This window comes from Klebsiella sp. JN_Kp127 (assembly GCF_040062505.1).
In the GTDB taxonomy this organism is placed as follows: domain Bacteria; phylum Pseudomonadota; class Gammaproteobacteria; order Enterobacterales; family Enterobacteriaceae; genus Klebsiella; species Klebsiella quasipneumoniae.
The window spans coordinates 66,208-82,677 of sequence record NZ_JBEAHS010000036.1 but is presented as its reverse complement, the minus strand read 5'-3'; the positions used below and the strand labels follow the sequence as shown (position 1 = coordinate 82,677).

The 16,470-nt window shown below is 59.1% G+C and carries 10 protein-coding genes; 8 read left to right on the top strand and 2 right to left on the bottom strand.

From position 1 onward, the window contains the following. Positions 1-187 precede the first annotated feature (187 nt). The 5 genes from glgB (at position 188) to glgP (ending at position 9,621) form a co-directional block, all read left to right on the top strand. Positions 188-2,374, top strand: coding sequence for a 1,4-alpha-glucan branching enzyme (gene glgB, locus ABLV04_RS13350; RefSeq protein ID WP_180266253.1), 2,187 nt, complete (start codon positions 188-190; stop codon positions 2,372-2,374). Next, positions 2,371-4,347, top strand: a complete 1,977-nt coding sequence (gene glgX / locus ABLV04_RS13345) for a glycogen debranching protein GlgX (RefSeq protein WP_180266254.1) — start codon at positions 2,371-2,373, stop codon at positions 4,345-4,347. The genes glgB and glgX overlap by 4 nt, the downstream gene beginning before the upstream one ends. Positions 4,348-4,427: 80 nt before the next feature. Beyond that, complete coding sequence (glgC, locus tag ABLV04_RS13340; RefSeq protein ID WP_002920566.1) at positions 4,428-5,723, top strand: glucose-1-phosphate adenylyltransferase; 1,296 nt, start codon at positions 4,428-4,430, stop codon at positions 5,721-5,723. After that, positions 5,723-7,156, top strand: a complete 1,434-nt coding sequence (glgA, locus tag ABLV04_RS13335) for a glycogen synthase GlgA (protein ID WP_348815798.1) — start codon at positions 5,723-5,725, stop codon at positions 7,154-7,156. The genes glgC and glgA overlap by 1 nt, the downstream gene beginning before the upstream one ends. Before the next feature lie 17 nt (positions 7,157-7,173). Continuing rightward, positions 7,174-9,621, top strand: coding sequence for a glycogen phosphorylase (glgP, locus tag ABLV04_RS13330; RefSeq protein WP_023291212.1), 2,448 nt, complete (start codon positions 7,174-7,176; stop codon positions 9,619-9,621). A 101-nt stretch (positions 9,622-9,722) separates the two neighbouring features. On the opposite strand, the gene glpD is transcribed toward glgP, so the two are convergent. Continuing rightward, positions 9,723-11,231, bottom strand: a complete 1,509-nt coding sequence (gene glpD, locus ABLV04_RS13325) for a glycerol-3-phosphate dehydrogenase (protein WP_049013519.1) — start codon at positions 11,229-11,231, stop codon at positions 9,723-9,725. 204 nt (positions 11,232-11,435) lie between these two features. Between glpD and glpE the strand changes: the two genes are divergently transcribed. The 3 genes from glpE to ABLV04_RS13310 are packed head-to-tail and all read left to right on the top strand — an operon-like array spanning position 11,436 to position 13,454. After that, on the top strand, positions 11,436-11,765 hold the full coding sequence (gene glpE, locus ABLV04_RS13320; RefSeq protein WP_023291211.1) for a thiosulfate sulfurtransferase GlpE: 330 nt from the start codon (positions 11,436-11,438) through the stop codon (positions 11,763-11,765). 50 nt (positions 11,766-11,815) lie between these two features. Next, complete coding sequence (glpG, locus tag ABLV04_RS13315) at positions 11,816-12,646, top strand: rhomboid family intramembrane serine protease GlpG (protein WP_004151408.1); 831 nt, start codon at positions 11,816-11,818, stop codon at positions 12,644-12,646. A 49-nt stretch (positions 12,647-12,695) separates the two neighbouring features. Next, positions 12,696-13,454, top strand: coding sequence for a DeoR/GlpR family transcriptional regulator (locus tag ABLV04_RS13310; RefSeq protein ID WP_002920548.1), 759 nt, complete (start codon positions 12,696-12,698; stop codon positions 13,452-13,454). A 15-nt stretch (positions 13,455-13,469) separates the two neighbouring features. Here the strand turns inward: ABLV04_RS13310 and malT are convergent, their stop codons facing one another. Beyond that, positions 13,470-16,175, bottom strand: a complete 2,706-nt coding sequence (malT, locus tag ABLV04_RS13305) for an HTH-type transcriptional regulator MalT (RefSeq protein ID WP_023291210.1) — start codon at positions 16,173-16,175, stop codon at positions 13,470-13,472. Between the last annotated feature and the right edge of the window lie 295 nt (positions 16,176-16,470).

The window sequence follows — 16,470 nt, the reverse complement described above, 5'->3', positions numbered from 1 at the left end:
TACAAGGAGTAAACGCGGATGTTAGATTTTTCCCCACGGAGGTAACTCAGCCTTGGCTATGCTTTAAGTAAGGAATTCCTTACCTGAAGGTGGGACGGAGCAGAAGGATGCAGAAAGCGCTGCGCCGTTCAGGTCAAAAAAAGTCGCCAGTTACAGGAATGAGCGACACTTACAACAGGATGAAAGCATGTCTAATCATATCGATAGAGACGTGATTAATGCGCTAATCGCCGGTCATTTCGCGGACCCTTTTTCCGTGCTCGGCATGCACCGTACCGACGCCGGGCTGGAAGTGCGCGCATTATTACCCGATGCCACCGATGTGTGGGTTATTGAACCGAAAACCGGACGCAAAGTCGGCAAGCTCGAATGCCTCGACTCGCGTGGTTTCTTCAGCGGCGTTCTGCCGCGGCGTAAAAACGCCTTTCGCTATCAGCTGGCCGTCACCTGGCACGGGCAGCAGAATCTGATTGATGACCCTTATCGCTTTGGTCCGCTGCTGCAGGATCTTGACGTCTGGCTGCTGTCGGAAGGGACCCACCTGCGCCCTTACGAAACGCTGGGCGCGCACGCCGCCACCATGGACGGCGTCACCGGCACCCGTTTCTCGGTATGGGCGCCGAACGCCCGTCGCGTCTCAGTGGTGGGGCAGTTTAACTACTGGGACGGCCGGCGCCACCCGATGCGATTCCGCAAAGAGTCCGGCATCTGGGAACTGTTCGTCCCCGGCGCGCACAATGGCCAACTGTATAAATTCGAGCTGATTGACGCCCACGGCCATCTGCGGGTCAAAGCCGACCCTTACGCCTTTGAATCGCAAATGCGTCCGGAAAGCGCCTCGCTTATCTGCGACCTGCCGCCTAAAGTCGAACAGCCGGCGGACCGCAAAGCGGCGAACCAGTTCGATGCCCCTGTCTCTATCTATGAAGTGCATCTTGGCTCATGGCGTCGTCATACTGACAATAATTTCTGGCTGAGCTACCGCGAGCTGGCCGACCAGCTGGTGCCCTACGCGAAATGGATGGGCTTCACCCATCTCGAGCTGCTGCCGGTTAACGAGCACCCGTTCGACGGCAGCTGGGGCTATCAACCCACCGGCCTCTATGCGCCGACCCGCCGTTTCGGCACCCGCGATGATTTCCGTTACTTTATCAACGCCGCGCACGCCGCCGGGCTAAATGTCATTCTGGACTGGGTGCCTGGCCACTTCCCGGCGGATGATTTTGCCCTTGCCTCTTTCGATGGCACAGCCCTGTATGAGCACAGCGATCCGCGCGAGGGGTATCACCAGGACTGGAATACCCTGATCTACAACTACGGACGCCGCGAAGTCAGCAACTTCCTGGTGGGAAATGCGCTGTACTGGATCGAACGCTTCGGCATCGATGCTCTGCGCGTCGACGCGGTGGCCTCGATGATCTATCGCGACTATAGCCGCAAGGCGGGGGAGTGGATCCCCAACGAATACGGCGGCCGGGAAAATCTGGAAGCCATTGAATTTCTGCGCAACACCAACCGCATCCTTGGCGAACAGACGCCGGGCGCGGTCACCATGGCGGAAGAGTCCACCGATTTCGCCGGGGTAACCCGTCCGCCAGCCGGCGGCGGCCTCGGTTTCTGGTTCAAATGGAACCTCGGCTGGATGCACGACACCCTGGATTACATGAAACTCGATCCGGTGCACCGCCGCTACCATCACGACAAAATGACCTTCGGCATGCTCTACAACTACACCGAGAACTTTGTGCTGCCGCTCTCCCACGATGAAGTGGTGCACGGCAAAAAATCGATTCTCGACCGCATGCCGGGGGACGCCTGGCAGAAGTTCGCCAACCTGCGCGCCTACTACGGCTGGCTGTTCGCCTTCCCGGGGAAAAAGCTGCTGTTTATGGGCAATGAGTTCGCCCAGGGCCGCGAGTGGAACCACGACGGCAGCCTCGACTGGCATCTGCTGGAGGGCGGCGACAACTGGCACCACGGCGTCCAGCGGCTGGTGCGCGACCTGAACCATACCTATCGCCACCATAAGGCGCTGCACGAGCTGGACTTTGACCCGTACGGCTTCGAATGGCTGGTGGTGGATGACCACGAGCGCTCAGTGTTTGTCTTTGTGCGCCGCGACCGGGCGGGGAACGAGATTATCGTCGCCAGCAACTTCACGCCGGTGCCGCGCCACGACTACCGCTTCGGCATCAACCAGCCGGGCCGCTGGCGCGAGGCGTTGAATACCGACTCAATGCACTATCACGGCAGCAACCAGGGCAACGGCGGGGTGGTGGAAAGTGATGCCCTCCCCAGCCACGGTCGCGAACATTCGCTGTCCCTGACCCTGCCGCCGCTGGCGACGATCTGGCTGGTCCGGGAGGCGCAATGACCAACCTCGCGGCAGGCAAGCCTGCGCCGTTGGGCGCCAGCTATGACGGCAAGGGGGTGAACTTCGCCCTCTTCTCCGCCCACGCGGAACGGGTGGAGCTGTGCGTGTTCGACGAGCAGGGCAACGAGCAACGCTTCGATCTCCCGGCGCGCAGTGGCGACATCTGGCACGGCTGGCTGGCTGCCGTCGGGCCGGGCCTGCGCTACGGCTACCGGGTTCATGGCCCCTGGGATCCGGCGCAGGGACACCGCTTTAACCCGGCCAAGCTGCTGCTCGATCCCTGCGCTCACCGGGTTGAGGGCGATCTGCCGGACGACGAGCGCCTGCACGGCGGAATGTGGCAGCCGGATCATCGCGATAGCGCCGCGATAGCGCCAAAATCGCAGGTAGTGGATCTGCGTTACGACTGGCTGGGCGATAAACCGCCGCGTACCCCATGGGGGGAAACGGTGATTTATGAAGCGCACGTGAAAGGGCTCACCCTGCTTAATCCGCAGCTGCCGGAAGCCATTCGCGGAACGTATAAGGCGCTGGGCCACCCGGTGATGATCGCTTACTTCAAATCGCTGGGCATCAGCGTCCTTGAACTGTTGCCGGTGGCGCAGTTCGCCAGCGAGCCGCGACTGCAGCGGATGGGGTTGAGCAACTACTGGGGCTACAACCCGCTGGCCTGGTTCGCGCTGGATCCGCGCTATGCCAGCGACCCGACGCGCGCCCTGGATGAGTTTCGCGATGCGGTTAAGGCGCTGCACGCCGCCGGTATCGAGGTGATTCTGGATATCGTGCTCAACCATAGCGCGGAAATCGATCTTGAAGGTCCCACCGTCTCCCTGCGCGGAATCGACAACCGTAGCTATTATTGGGTAAGGGAAGATGGCGATTATCACAACTGGACCGGGTGCGGGAATACGCTCAATCTCAGCCACCCGGGGGTAGTGGAACTGGCGCGCCAGTGTTTGCGCTTCTGGGTGGATGAGTGCCATGTCGACGGTTTTCGCTTCGATCTCGCCTCAGTGATGGGACGGACGCCGGAATTCCGCCAGGATGCGCCGCTGTTCGAGGCTATCCGCCACGACAGCGTGCTGTCGCAGGTGAAACTGATCGCCGAACCCTGGGATATCGGCCCGGGGGGCTACCAGGTGGGCAATTTTCCCCCGCTGTTCGCCGAGTGGAACGACCATTTTCGCGATAGCGCCCGCCGCTTCTGGCTGCAGCAAAACGTCTCCCTGGGGGATTTCGCGCAACGCTTCGCGGCCTCCAGCGATCTCTTTGCCCGTGATGGCAAGCCGCCATCGGCGACGGTCAATCTGGTGACGGCCCACGATGGCTTCACGCTGCGCGACTGCGTTTGTTTCAATCAGAAACACAATGAGGCGAACGGGGAGGAGAATCGCGATGGGACTAACAATAACTACAGCAACAATCATGGTATAGAAGGATTAGAAGCTAATTTTGCGGTGATTGAACGGCGACGCGCCAGCGTGCATGCGCTGCTGACGACGCTGCTGCTGGCTCAGGGGACGCCGATGCTGTTGGCGGGCGATGAGCAGGGTCACAGCCAGCACGGCAACAATAATGCCTACTGTCAGGACAACGCCCTGACCTGGCTCGACTGGCGCCAGGCGAACCCGGGATTAACCGCCTTTACCGCGGCGCTGATCCACCTGCGCCGGCGCATTCCGGCGCTCACCCGCAACCGCTGGTGGCAGGAGGGGGATGGCAGCGTCCGCTGGCTTAATCGCCATGCCCAGCCGCTGACTGCCGGGGAGTGGCAGCAGGGGGCAGCGTGTATGCAGATCCAGTTGTCGGATCGCTGGCTGCTCACGCTGAACGCCACCGCAGAGGTGGTCGATATGGTTTTACCCGAGGGGGAATGGCGCGCCGTTCCTCCATTCGCCGGAGAGGATAATCCGGTCATCATGGCTGTCTGGCATGGGCCCGCGCACGGAGTGTGCGTATTTCAAAGGTCGTAAGCCCTGAAGCTTCCGGTTGAACCCGTGGCGGCGGCGCGGCGGGATGAGCAGGAAAGCGGGGGTGTAAAAAGGAGTTAATCATGGTTAGGCTTGAAAAAAACGATCCGCTGATGCTGGCGCGTCAATTACCTATCAAATCCGTGGCGTTGATCCTCGCGGGCGGCCGTGGCACCCGGCTTAAGGATCTCACCATTAAGCGTGCGAAACCTGCCGTTCACTTCGGCGGCAAGTTCCGTATTATCGATTTCGCATTATCTAACTGCATTAACTCAGGGATCCGCCGCATCGGCGTTATTACCCAGTATCAGTCGCATACGCTGGTGCAGCACATCCAGCGCGGCTGGTCGTTCTTCAGCGAAGAGATGAACGAGTTTGTCGATCTGCTGCCGGCCCAACAGCGCGTACACGGCGAAAACTGGTATCGCGGCACGGCGGACGCGGTGACGCAGAACCTGGACATCATCAGCCGCTACAAGGCCGAGTACGTGGTGATCCTCGCGGGCGACCATATTTATAAGCAGGACTACTCGCGCATGCTGATCGACCATGTCGAAAAAGGGGCGCGTTGCACCGTGGCCTGCATGCCGGTGCCCATTGAAGAGGCATCCGCCTTCGGCGTCATGGCGGTCGACGAAAACGAAAAAATCATTGAGTTTGTCGAGAAACCCGCCAACCCGCCGGCGATGCCGACCGACCCGACCAAATCGCTGGCCAGCATGGGCATTTATGTCTTCGACGCCGCCTATCTTTATGAGCTGCTGGAGGAAGACGATCGCAACGAGAACTCCAGCCATGATTTCGGCAAAGACATCATTCCGAAGATCACCGAAGCTGGCATGGCTTATGCACATCCTTTCCCGCTCTCCTGCGTGCAGTCCGACCCGAACGCCGAGCCGTACTGGCGCGACGTGGGGACGCTGGAGGCCTACTGGAAGGCCAACCTCGATCTGGCGTCAGTCACGCCGGAGCTGGATATGTACGACCAGAACTGGCCGATCCGTACCCATATGGAATCGCTGCCGCCGGCGAAGTTCGTGCAGGACCGTTCCGGAAGCCACGGCATGACCCTGAACTCGCTGGTCTCCGGGGGCTGCATTATCTCCGGGTCGGTGGTGGTGCAGTCGGTGCTGTTCCCGCGCGTGCGGGTGAACTCATTCTGTAACATTGATTCGGCAGTCTTGTTGCCAGATGTCTGGGTGGGGCGCTCATGCCGCCTGCGTCGCTGCGTGATTGACCGCGCCTGCGTCATCCCGGAAGGTATGGTGATTGGTGAGAACGCGGAAGAGGATGCACGCCGCTTCTATCGCTCAGAGGAAGGTATCGTGCTGGTGACCCGCGACATGCTGCGGAAATTGGGGCACAAACAGGAGCGCTAATGCAGGTCTTACATGTATGTTCTGAGATGTTCCCGATGTTAAAGACGGGCGGTCTGGCGGACGTCATCGGCGCGCTGCCGGCGGCGCAAATCGCGGAGGGTATCGATACGCGCGTGCTGTTGCCGGCGTTTCCCGATATCCGCCGCGGCGTGGTGGATGCCCAGGTGGTGACCCGCCGGGATACGTTCGCCGGGCGGATCACGCTGCTGTACGGCCACTTTAACGGCGTGGGGATCTATCTGATAGACGCCCCGCATCTCTATGACCGGCCGGGGAGCCCTTACCACGATACCAACCAGCACGCTTATACCGACAACGTTCTGCGCTTTGCGCTGCTGGGCTGGGTGGGAAGCGAAATGGCCAGCGGACTGGATCCGTTCTGGCGCCCGGATGTGGTCCATGCCCACGACTGGCACGCCGGCCTGACGCCGGCCTACCTGGCGGCGCGCGGGCGTCCGGCTAAATCGGTCTTTACCGTGCACAACCTGGCGTACCAGGGGATGTTTTACTCCTGGCATATGAATGATATCGAGCTGCCGTGGTCGTTTTACAACATGCATGGCCTCGAGTTTAACGGCCAGATCTCGTTTCTGAAGGCCGGCCTTTACTACGCCGACCATATTACGGCGGTGAGCCCGACCTACGCGCGCGAGATCACCGAGCCGCAGTACGCCTACGGCATGGAGGGGTTGCTGCGTCAGCGCCATCATGAAGGGCGGCTGTCGGGAATTCTCAACGGCGTTGACGACGGTATCTGGAGCCCGCAAAACGACCTCCTGCTGCCGATGCGCTACGATCGCGACACGCTGGAGGAGAAGGCGGAGAACAAGCGTCAGCTGCAGATCGCCATGGGCCTGAAGGTCGATGATAAAGCGCCGCTGTTTGCCGTCGTCAGCCGTCTCACCAGCCAAAAAGGGCTGGATCTGGTGCTCGAAGCGCTGCCGGGCCTGCTTGAGCAGGGCGGCCAGCTGGCGCTGCTGGGCGCCGGCGATCCGGTGCTGCAGGAAGGGTTCCTCGCCGCCGCTGCCGAGCACCCGGGCAAGGTGGGGGTGCAGATTGGCTATCATGAGGCCTTCTCCCACCGCATTATGGGGGGCGCCGACGTCATTCTGGTCCCGAGCCGCTTTGAACCCTGCGGTCTGACCCAGCTGTACGGTCTGAAGTACGGTACGCTGCCGCTGGTGCGCCGCACCGGCGGGCTGGCGGACACGGTCTCTGACAGTTCGCTGGAGAACCTTGCCGATGGTCTGGCGACAGGTTTTGTCTTTGAGGACAGCAATGCGCTGTCATTGCTGCGCGCTATACGTCGCGCCTTTGTCCTCTGGTCGCGCCCATCGCTCTGGCGCTATGTGCAGCGTCAGGCGATGAATATGGATTTTAGCTGGCAGGTTGCCGCGAACTCCTATCGCGAACTTTATCAACGCTTGATGTAATCACTGGAGTCATTGTTATGAATGTACCCTTTAGCTATGCATCACCGACGCTGAGCGTTGAGGCGTTAAAACATTCTATTGCCTATAAGCTGATGTTTATCATCGGTAAAGATCCGGCCATCGCCAACAAGCATGAATGGCTTAACGCCACGCTGTTTGCCGTTCGCGATCGCATGGTGGAGCGCTGGCTGCGCTCCAACCGCGCGCAGCTCTCGCAGGAAGTGCGCCAGGTATACTATCTGTCGATGGAGTTCCTGATCGGCCGTACCCTCTCGAATGCCCTGTTGTCGCTCGGCATCTATGACGATGTGAGCAGCGCGCTGGCGGAGATGGGGCTCGATCTCGAAGAGCTGATCGATGAAGAGAACGACCCCGGACTTGGCAACGGCGGTCTGGGCCGCCTGGCGGCCTGCTTCCTTGACTCCCTGGCGGCGCTGGGTCTGCCGGGACGTGGCTACGGGATCCGCTACGACTACGGGATGTTTAAACAGAATATCGTCGATGGCCGGCAAAAAGAGTCCCCTGACTACTGGCTGGAGTACGGTAACCCGTGGGAGTTTGAGCGCCACAACACCCGCTATAAAGTGCGCTTCGGCGGCCGCATTCAGCAGGAGGGGAAGAAAACCCGCTGGATAGAGACGGAAGAGATCATTGCCGAAGCCTACGATCAGATTATCCCCGGCTTTGACACCGACGCCACCAACACGCTGCGTCTGTGGAGCGCGCAGGCCAGTAGCGAAATTAACCTCGGTAAGTTTAACCAGGGCGACTACTTCGCCGCGGTAGAGGATAAGAACCACTCCGAAAACGTCTCCCGCGTCCTCTATCCGGACGACTCGACCTACTCCGGCCGCGAGCTGCGCCTGCGCCAGGAGTATTTCCTCGTCTCGGCCACGGTGCAGGATATTCTGAACCGCCACTATCTGTTGCATAAGACCTATGACAACCTGGCGGACAAGATAGCCATCCACCTGAATGACACCCACCCGGTGCTGTCGATACCGGAGCTGATGCGCCTGCTTATCGACGAGCATAAATTCAGCTGGGACGAGGCGTTCGAGGTGACCTGTCAGGTCTTCTCCTATACCAACCATACCTTGATGAGCGAAGCGCTCGAGACCTGGCCGGTGGATATGCTGGGCAAAATTCTCCCGCGCCATCTGCAGATTATCTTTGAGATTAACGACTACTTCCTCAAGACCCTGCAGGAGCAGTATCCCAACGATACCGCGCTGCTCAGCCGGACCTCGATTATCGACGAGTCAAATGGCCGTCGCGTGCGGATGGCCTGGCTGGCGGTGGTGGTCAGCCACAAGGTCAATGGGGTGTCGGAGCTACATTCCCGATTGATGGTGGAGTCGCTGTTTGCCGAATTCGCCAAAATTTTCCCGATGCGCTTTATCAACGTGACCAACGGCGTCACGCCGCGCCGCTGGCTGGCGCTGGCCAACCCGCCGCTGTCGAAAGTGCTGGATGAGCATATCGGCCGCACCTGGCGGACCGATCTGAGCCAGCTTGACGAGCTGAAGCAGCATATCGACTATCCGACGGTCAATCAGGCAGTGCGTCAGGCTAAACTGGAAAACAAACAGCGGCTGGCCAGCTATATTGCGCAGCAGCTTAATGTGGTGGTGAATCCGAAGGCGCTGTTTGATGTGCAGATCAAACGCATTCACGAGTACAAACGCCAGCTGATGAATGTGCTGCACGTCATTACCCGCTATAACCGGATCAAAGCCGATCCGCAGGCGGAGTGGGTGCCGCGGGTGAACATTTTCGCCGGTAAGGCGGCTTCAGCCTACTACATGGCCAAGCATATTATTCACCTGATCAACGATGTGGCGGCGGTGATCAATAACGATCCGCAGATTGGCGACAAGCTGAAGGTCGTTTTTATCCCCAATTACAGCGTCAGCCTGGCGCAGCTGATCATTCCGGCGGCAGACCTGTCGGAACAGATCTCGCTCGCAGGCACGGAAGCCTCCGGCACCAGTAATATGAAGTTTGCCCTTAACGGCGCGCTGACGATCGGCACCCTCGACGGGGCGAACGTGGAGATGCAGGAGCACGTGGGCGAAGAGAATATCTTTATCTTCGGCAACACCGCGGAAGAGGTGGAGGAGCTGCGTCGCAGCGGCTATAAACCTCGCGAATATTACGAGCAGGATGAAGAGCTTCACCAGGCGCTGACGCAGATCGGTACCGGCGTTTTCAGTCCGGCGGAACCGGGGCGCTACCGCGACCTGCTGGATTCGCTGATTAACTTTGGCGACCACTACCAGGTGCTGGCGGACTATCGTAGCTATGTGGACTGCCAGGATCGCGTCGACGAGCTGTATCAACATCCGGAAGAGTGGGCCTACAAGGCGATGCTGAATATTGCCAATATGGGCTACTTCTCTTCCGACCGGACGATCCAGGAGTACGCGAAATATATCTGGCATATCGACCCGGTAAGGCTGTAAGCCAGTCAAGGCAACACAACGGGGCCATTTGGCCCCGTTGTTTCATTATTGCGGTTGGATCCGGCCTCAGGCGTTTGCGCAGGGCCGCGCAACCGGGCGCGTTAAGACGCTAACGACAGCTCAGACTTTCCCGCATGCTGCGCCAGCCATTCGCTGATGCGCGCCTGCTGCTCGCCATTCAGCCACATGCCCTGTTTGGTTCGACGCCAGATGGCGTCATCCAGGCTGCGCACCCATTCATGCTCAACCAGATACTTCAGCTCGGCTTCATAAAACTCATGGCCGAAATCTTCCCCCAGATCGCTCAGGGCGCTGGCTTCCTTGAGGATCCACTCGCTGTTGCTCCCGTAGGTGCGGGCATAATGGCGGGCCAGTGATTCACTGATGAACGGGAAGCGACGGCGCAGTTTTGCCGCGTAGTCGTCGCGGTCGCCGCCGATATCGCCGCCGGGGAGCACCGCGGTTTTGGTCCATGCCGGGCCGATCCCTTTGTAATAGGGGGTCAGTTTTTCCAGCGCATGCTCGGCCAGTTTGCGATAGGTGGTCAGCTTCCCGCCGAAGACGGAGAGAAGCGGCGCCTGGCCGTTCTCATCGTGAATATCCAGCGTGTAGTCGCGGGTGATCGCCTGCGGTGAATCCGACTCGTCATCGCACAGCGGACGGACGCCGGAGTAGGTCCAGACGATATCGTCCCGGCTGAGGGTCTTTTTAAAGTGCGCGTTATAGACGTTCAGCAGGTAATTAATCTCTTTATCATCAATGGCCACCGCTTTCGGATCGCCCTTATACTCGACGTCCGTCGTGCCGATGATGGAGAACTCATCCATCCACGGGATAACAAACACAATACGTTTATCTTCGTTTTGCAGAATGTAGGCCTGCTTCTGGGTATGCACCCGCGGCACCACGATGTGGCTGCCCTTGATCAGGCGGATACCGTAAGGCGAGCGGAGATGCATCCCTTCGTCGAAGAACTGTTTGACCCATGGACCGGTGGCATTGACCAGACCGCGCGCCTTCCAGGTAAACTTCTCGCCGCTATCGATATCTTCCGCTTCCACCACCCACAGGCCGTTCTCCCGTTTTGCCGAGATGGCGCGAGTGCGGGTCCGCACCTCGCCGCCTTTGCGGACGACCATCTGCGCGTTGGCCAGCACCATGCGGGCATCGTCGACCCAGCAGTCGGAATATTCGAAACCGCGCACAATTTCCGGCTTAAGTACCGATTCTGCGCCAAAACGCAAGCCGGTGGATCCCGGCAGACTGGTGCGTTTGCCCAGATGATCGTACATAAACAAGCCGATGCGGATCATCCATGCCGGACGCAGATGCGGGCGATGCGGGAGACGAAAGCGCATCGGGAAGGCGATATGCGGGGCCATTTTTAACAGCACTTCGCGTTCGGCCAGCGCTTCGCTGACCAGGCGGAACTCGTAGTGTTCGAGGTAGCGTAGCCCGCCGTGGATCAGTTTGGAACTGGCGCTGGAGGTGGCGCAGGCGAGATCGCGCGCTTCCAGCATCAGTACGGATAAACCACGCCCGGCGGCATCTGCCGCGATACCGGCACCGTTGATGCCTCCGCCTATCACAATCAGATCTTTGGTTTCCACGTTCTTACCCTCTCACACTTTCGTTTAAGCTCACAAATGCTCGATATCGCTCACTATAGCAAACAAACGCGCTTTTGGTAACATCAAAAAAACATTTTGGAGTGATGGGTGTAACATATTGGCGTTTCTTTACCGCCTGACGGTACACTACAGGGTAAAATTGGGCCGGCCACTGCCCGTCATGACGAGAAAGAGAAGAGAACCATGGAACAGTTTGAATGTATCAACGTTGAAGAAGCGCACCAGAAACTGCATCAGCAGACGGCGGTTTTGGTCGATATCCGCGATCCGCAAAGCTATGCGATGGGCCATACGCCGGGCGCGTTTCATCTGACCAACGATACCCTGGGCGCGTTTATGCGTGACAACGACTTTGACACGGCGGTGATGGTGATGTGCTATCACGGCAACAGCAGCAAGGGCGCCGCGCAGTATCTGCTGCAGCAGGGGTTTGATAAGGTCTACAGCGTTGACGGCGGGTTCGACGCCTGGCATCGCCATTTCCCGGCGGAAGTGGCGCACGGGACGTTTTAACGACTGGCAGGTATACTATCTCCCTTTGTGTGGAATAAGCGATTCGCTGCATGTTAATGATTACCTCTTTTGCCAACCCGCGCGTGGCCCAGGCGTTTGTCGATTATATGGCGACGCAGGGGATTATCCTGACTATCCAGCAGCACACCCAGAGCGACGTCTGGCTGGCTGATGAGAGTCAGGCCGGACGCGTCAGGGCTGAGCTGGCGCGTTTTCTCGAAAACCCGGCGGACCCGCGCTATCTGGCGGCGAGCTGGCAGTCCGGTCAGACCAACAGCGGGTTGCGCTATCAGCGCTTTCCTTTCTTTGCCACGCTGCGGCATAACGCCGGCCCGTTCACCTGGGCGATTCTGCTGATCTGCATCGCGGTGTTCATCCTGCAAAATCTGCTGGGCGATCAGCCGGTGATGATTTGGCTGGCCTGGCCCTACGATCCTTCGCTGCAGTTCGAAGCCTGGCGCTATTTCAGCCATGCTTTCATGCATTTCTCGCTGATGCATATTCTCTTCAACCTGCTATGGTGGTGGTATCTCGGCGGCGCGGTGGAAAAGCGCATCGGCAGCGGCAAGCTGGTGGTGATCACCGTCATCAGCGCCCTGCTGAGCGGCTTTGTGCAGCACCAGTTTAGCGGCCCGTGGTTTGGCGGGCTGTCGGGCGTGGTTTACGCGCTGATGGGCTATGTCTGGCTGCGGGGCGAGCGCGATCCGCAGAGCGGTATTTATCTGCAGCGCGGGTTGATACTCTTCTCTTTAGTGTGGTTAATTGCTGGCTGGTTTGACGTTTTCGGCATGGCGATCGCCAACGGCGCGCACGTGGCTGGTCTGGCGACCGGCCTGGCGATGGCGTTTGTCGATACCTTGCATGGGCGAAAACGCGCATAAAGACTTACCGACAGGGGTCGGGTAGGCGACATTTTTCCAGGGATATTTCATGAAACAAACACAACGTCATGACGCCATTATCGAGCTGGTAAAAAAACAGGGTTACGTCAGCACGGAAGAGCTGGTTGAGCAGTTCGCGGTCAGCCCGCAGACCATCCGCCGCGACCTGAACGATTTAGCCGAACAGAAAATGATCCTCCGTCATCACGGCGGCGCGGCGCTGCCCTCCAGCTCGGTGAACACCTCCTGGCACGATCGCAAAGCGACCCAGACGGCGGAGAAAGAGCGTATCGCCCGGCGGGTGGCCAGCGAGATCCCGGACGGGGCGACGCTGTTTATCGATATCGGCACCACGCCGGAAGCGGTGGCGCACGCCCTGCTCGATCACAACGATTTGCGGATTGTGACCAATAACCTGAACGTCGCCAACACGCTGATGGTGAAAGAGGACTTCCGCATTATTCTCGCCGGCGGCGAACTGCGCAGCCGCGACGGCGGGATCATTGGGGAAGCCACCCTCGACTTTATCTCGCAGTTCCGTCTCGACTTCGGCATTCTCGGCATCAGCGGCGTCGACAGCGATGGCTCGCTGCTGGAGTTTGATTATCATGAAGTGCGCACCAAGCGCGCGATTATTGAGAATTCACGCCACGTGATGCTGGTGGTGGATCATACCAAGTTTGGCCGTAACGCGATGGTCAACATGGGCAGCATCAGCATGGTCGATGCGGTCTATACCGATGTGCTGCCCCCGGCGGGCGTGCTCAAGGTCATCACCGATAACAACCTCCAGCTCGAGCTGTGCTAAGCGACAACGGCGTCGTCAGACGCCGTATCCCATCATCTTAAGCAACTGCTGGGCATGCTGCACCGCGTCCTGACGGTGGGCTACGCCCAGTTTCTGATACAGGTTGCGAATATGGGTCTTGATGGTGGTGGCCGCCACGTCAAGCTCGCCGGCAATCTGCTCGTTGCTGTAGCCGGAATAGATTAAGCCAAGCACCTGCCATTCGCGCTGGGTCAGCGGGCTGGTGCGGATAAGCTCCGGCACCTCGGGGTGATTCAGCAGCCGCTCGACGAACCCTTCGTCAAAGTGGGCGAATTTGTGGCGATGATGCTGGTTGATGTCGCGCAGAATACGCTGGGCGCGATGCTGCTCCAGCTCCGGCAGGGTGTTCAGCTGGATCAGCTGGCGCAGCTGCTGGGCCATCGCCTCGCCTTCAATCACAAAGTGGTTGATAAAGCCGGTGCGGTTGGCGAGCGTCAGGGCTTCCAGCAGGGCTTTCTGCGCTTCGCTCTTGCGTCCTGCCTGCCAGTACAGCTGGTTGAGCAGCAGCAGGTTGCGGTTGAGATCGCTCATCAAACGCAGTGAGCGCGCATTTTCGTTCAGCTCTTCCAGCACCATTTCCGCCGGTTCGAAATCGCCCAGCAGGATCTGCGCGCGGGCAATATTGCGCCACTGGCTCTGCAGGAAGTGGTTATTGGCGAATTCCGGCTTCGGCGTCTGGCGCAGCCAGTTGGCCGCCGCGGTTTTATCGCCGGTCATCTGCCAGTAGATCACCCGCACCTTGTCGGCGTTGGAGACCCAGTCGCTGTGGTAGTGACCGTTACCGAGCAGGTTTTCCAGCCGGTTCAGGTGGCTACGGGCATTATCCAGATCGCCGCGCGCCAGCGAGCATTGCACCATCAGCGCCAGACACTGCAGCTGCTGCTGCGGTTGATAAGTTGAGAGAACCGCCATCCCCTGGCGGGCGCAGGCTTCAGCCTCGTCGAGGCGCGCCCATGCCCACAGCAGCTGAGAGCGGATGCGCAGCAGGAACTCATGCATCGGCAGCTGCTCAAGATGCTGTTCGCGTACCAGATGGAAGGCTTTCTCCTGGCTCTCCCAGGCGGCCTGCAGGAAGCCCTGGGCGAACAGAATTTCGCTTTGCTGAATGATGCTCCACAGGGCGTAATGCCAGACGTCGTGACGGCGGGCCATCTGTTCGGTCTGCTGCATCACGGCGAGAGATTTGGTCAGTTTCCCCTTACAGTGGAGGACTTCGCCATGTACTGAGGTGGCGACGATGCGGCTGTAATAGTTGGCCAGCGGCAGCTCTTCCAGCGCCACCATCGACAGTCGTTCCGCTTCGTCCTGGTCGCCGTCGTTAATCGCCACCTGCGCGCGCAGGGCGTTGAAGTCGCCATGCATCGCGGTATCCATTTCGACGCTCATCTCCTGCTCGGCGCGCGCCAGCAGGGTGTTGACTTCGCTGTAGCGATGCTGGCTCTGCATCAGCCAGGCCTGCAGCAGGATCAGGCGCGGATTTTCCAGCAGATTTGACCAGGGCAGCGCCGACAGCGACTGCTCCAGCAGACCCAGTTCGCTATGGTTGAACATGCCCCAGGCGTGATTGAGCAAGATATCGCGCAGCATTTTGGCATCGCCGGCCGCCAGCGCATGGTGGATGGCCTCGCTGGGGAAGCCTTGCGCCATCCAGCTCTCCGCCGCGGCGCGGTGGATCTCCGGCAGTTCAACCGCCAGCTCCCACTGACAGCGCTGGCGCAGGAAACTGCCAAACAGCGGGTGATAGCGGAACCATTCGCCGGAATCATCCATCCGCTGCAGGAACAGCCCCTGACGTTCGATCTCCTCCAGCTGCATCTGGCCATTCTCTTCGCCGGTGACGCGCACGATTAACGCGTCGTTCATTGAGCGCAGCAGAGAGCTCTTCAGCAAAAAGTTGCGCGTGCGGGCGTCGACGTTATCCAGCACTTCATCCACCAGATAATCCGACAGATGGCTGGCGTTAATCCCGGCGAGGCGACGGGCGGAGTGTTGGGCGGAGGAGTTATTCTGGCGGGCGGAGAGGGCGATGAGCTGCAGCGCGGTGGCCCACCCGGCGACGTCGTCGCACAGCCGACTGCTGTCGTCGGCTTCGATAGGCGACGTCAGACGACAGTCGAAAAATTGTTTCGCTTCCTGGTGGGTAAAGGCCAGCTGCTGGCTGCCAATCTCCAGCAGCTGATCGCGGACGCGCAGGTTGGCAATGCCCAGCTGCGGCAGGTTCCGCGACAGGACCACGAGGGTCATATTCTCCGGCTGATGGCGCAGGAAAAAGCGCATCGCGTCATGGATCACCGGATTATTGATCAGGTGATAATCATCAATGACGAGGTACAGCGGGCGCTGCCAGTCGGCGAGTTCAATAAACAGCTGCGCAAAAAGAGAGGAGAGGCTGGCGTACTGGCGCTTTTGCACCATCGCTTCACTGGCCGCGCAGTGGTTGCCGGTGGCCTGCTGGATCGCCGCGATCAGATAGCTGGCAAAACGCTCCTGCTGGTTGTCGCCTTCGTCCAGCGAAAACCACCCAAGATCGTTTTTACCTGCGGCCCACTGAGAAATGAGCGTTGTTTTACCGTACCCGGCAGGACTGGTGATCAGCACGAGACGATAATTGTTCGCGCCGGAAAGTTTCGCCAGTAAACGCTCACGAACCACGGTGTGTTCAAGGCGAACCGGACGACTTAATTTGGACGGAATCAACATAGTTCTACATTTCGCTGTGCAAGAGAGAGGTTGCGATTTTTTTTGCGCTTCGTAATTAATATCTAATAAGGTCGGTGATTATGAAATTTATTGCAAGTTATGTCCGAAGTTTATGCTCTTGAATTTGCTCTATGTCACAAATTTCGACATTGGTTGCGAATGGGTAAAAATCGCAGGCAGGACTCGTCCTCAGCGGTTTTTAGCCGGCAGCTGGCGGAGCGGGGAGAGATTTATTTTATATCGGGAGTAGTTGTTTGTTTTTATTAAATTATTGTCAGTGATTTCTTAGAAGTAA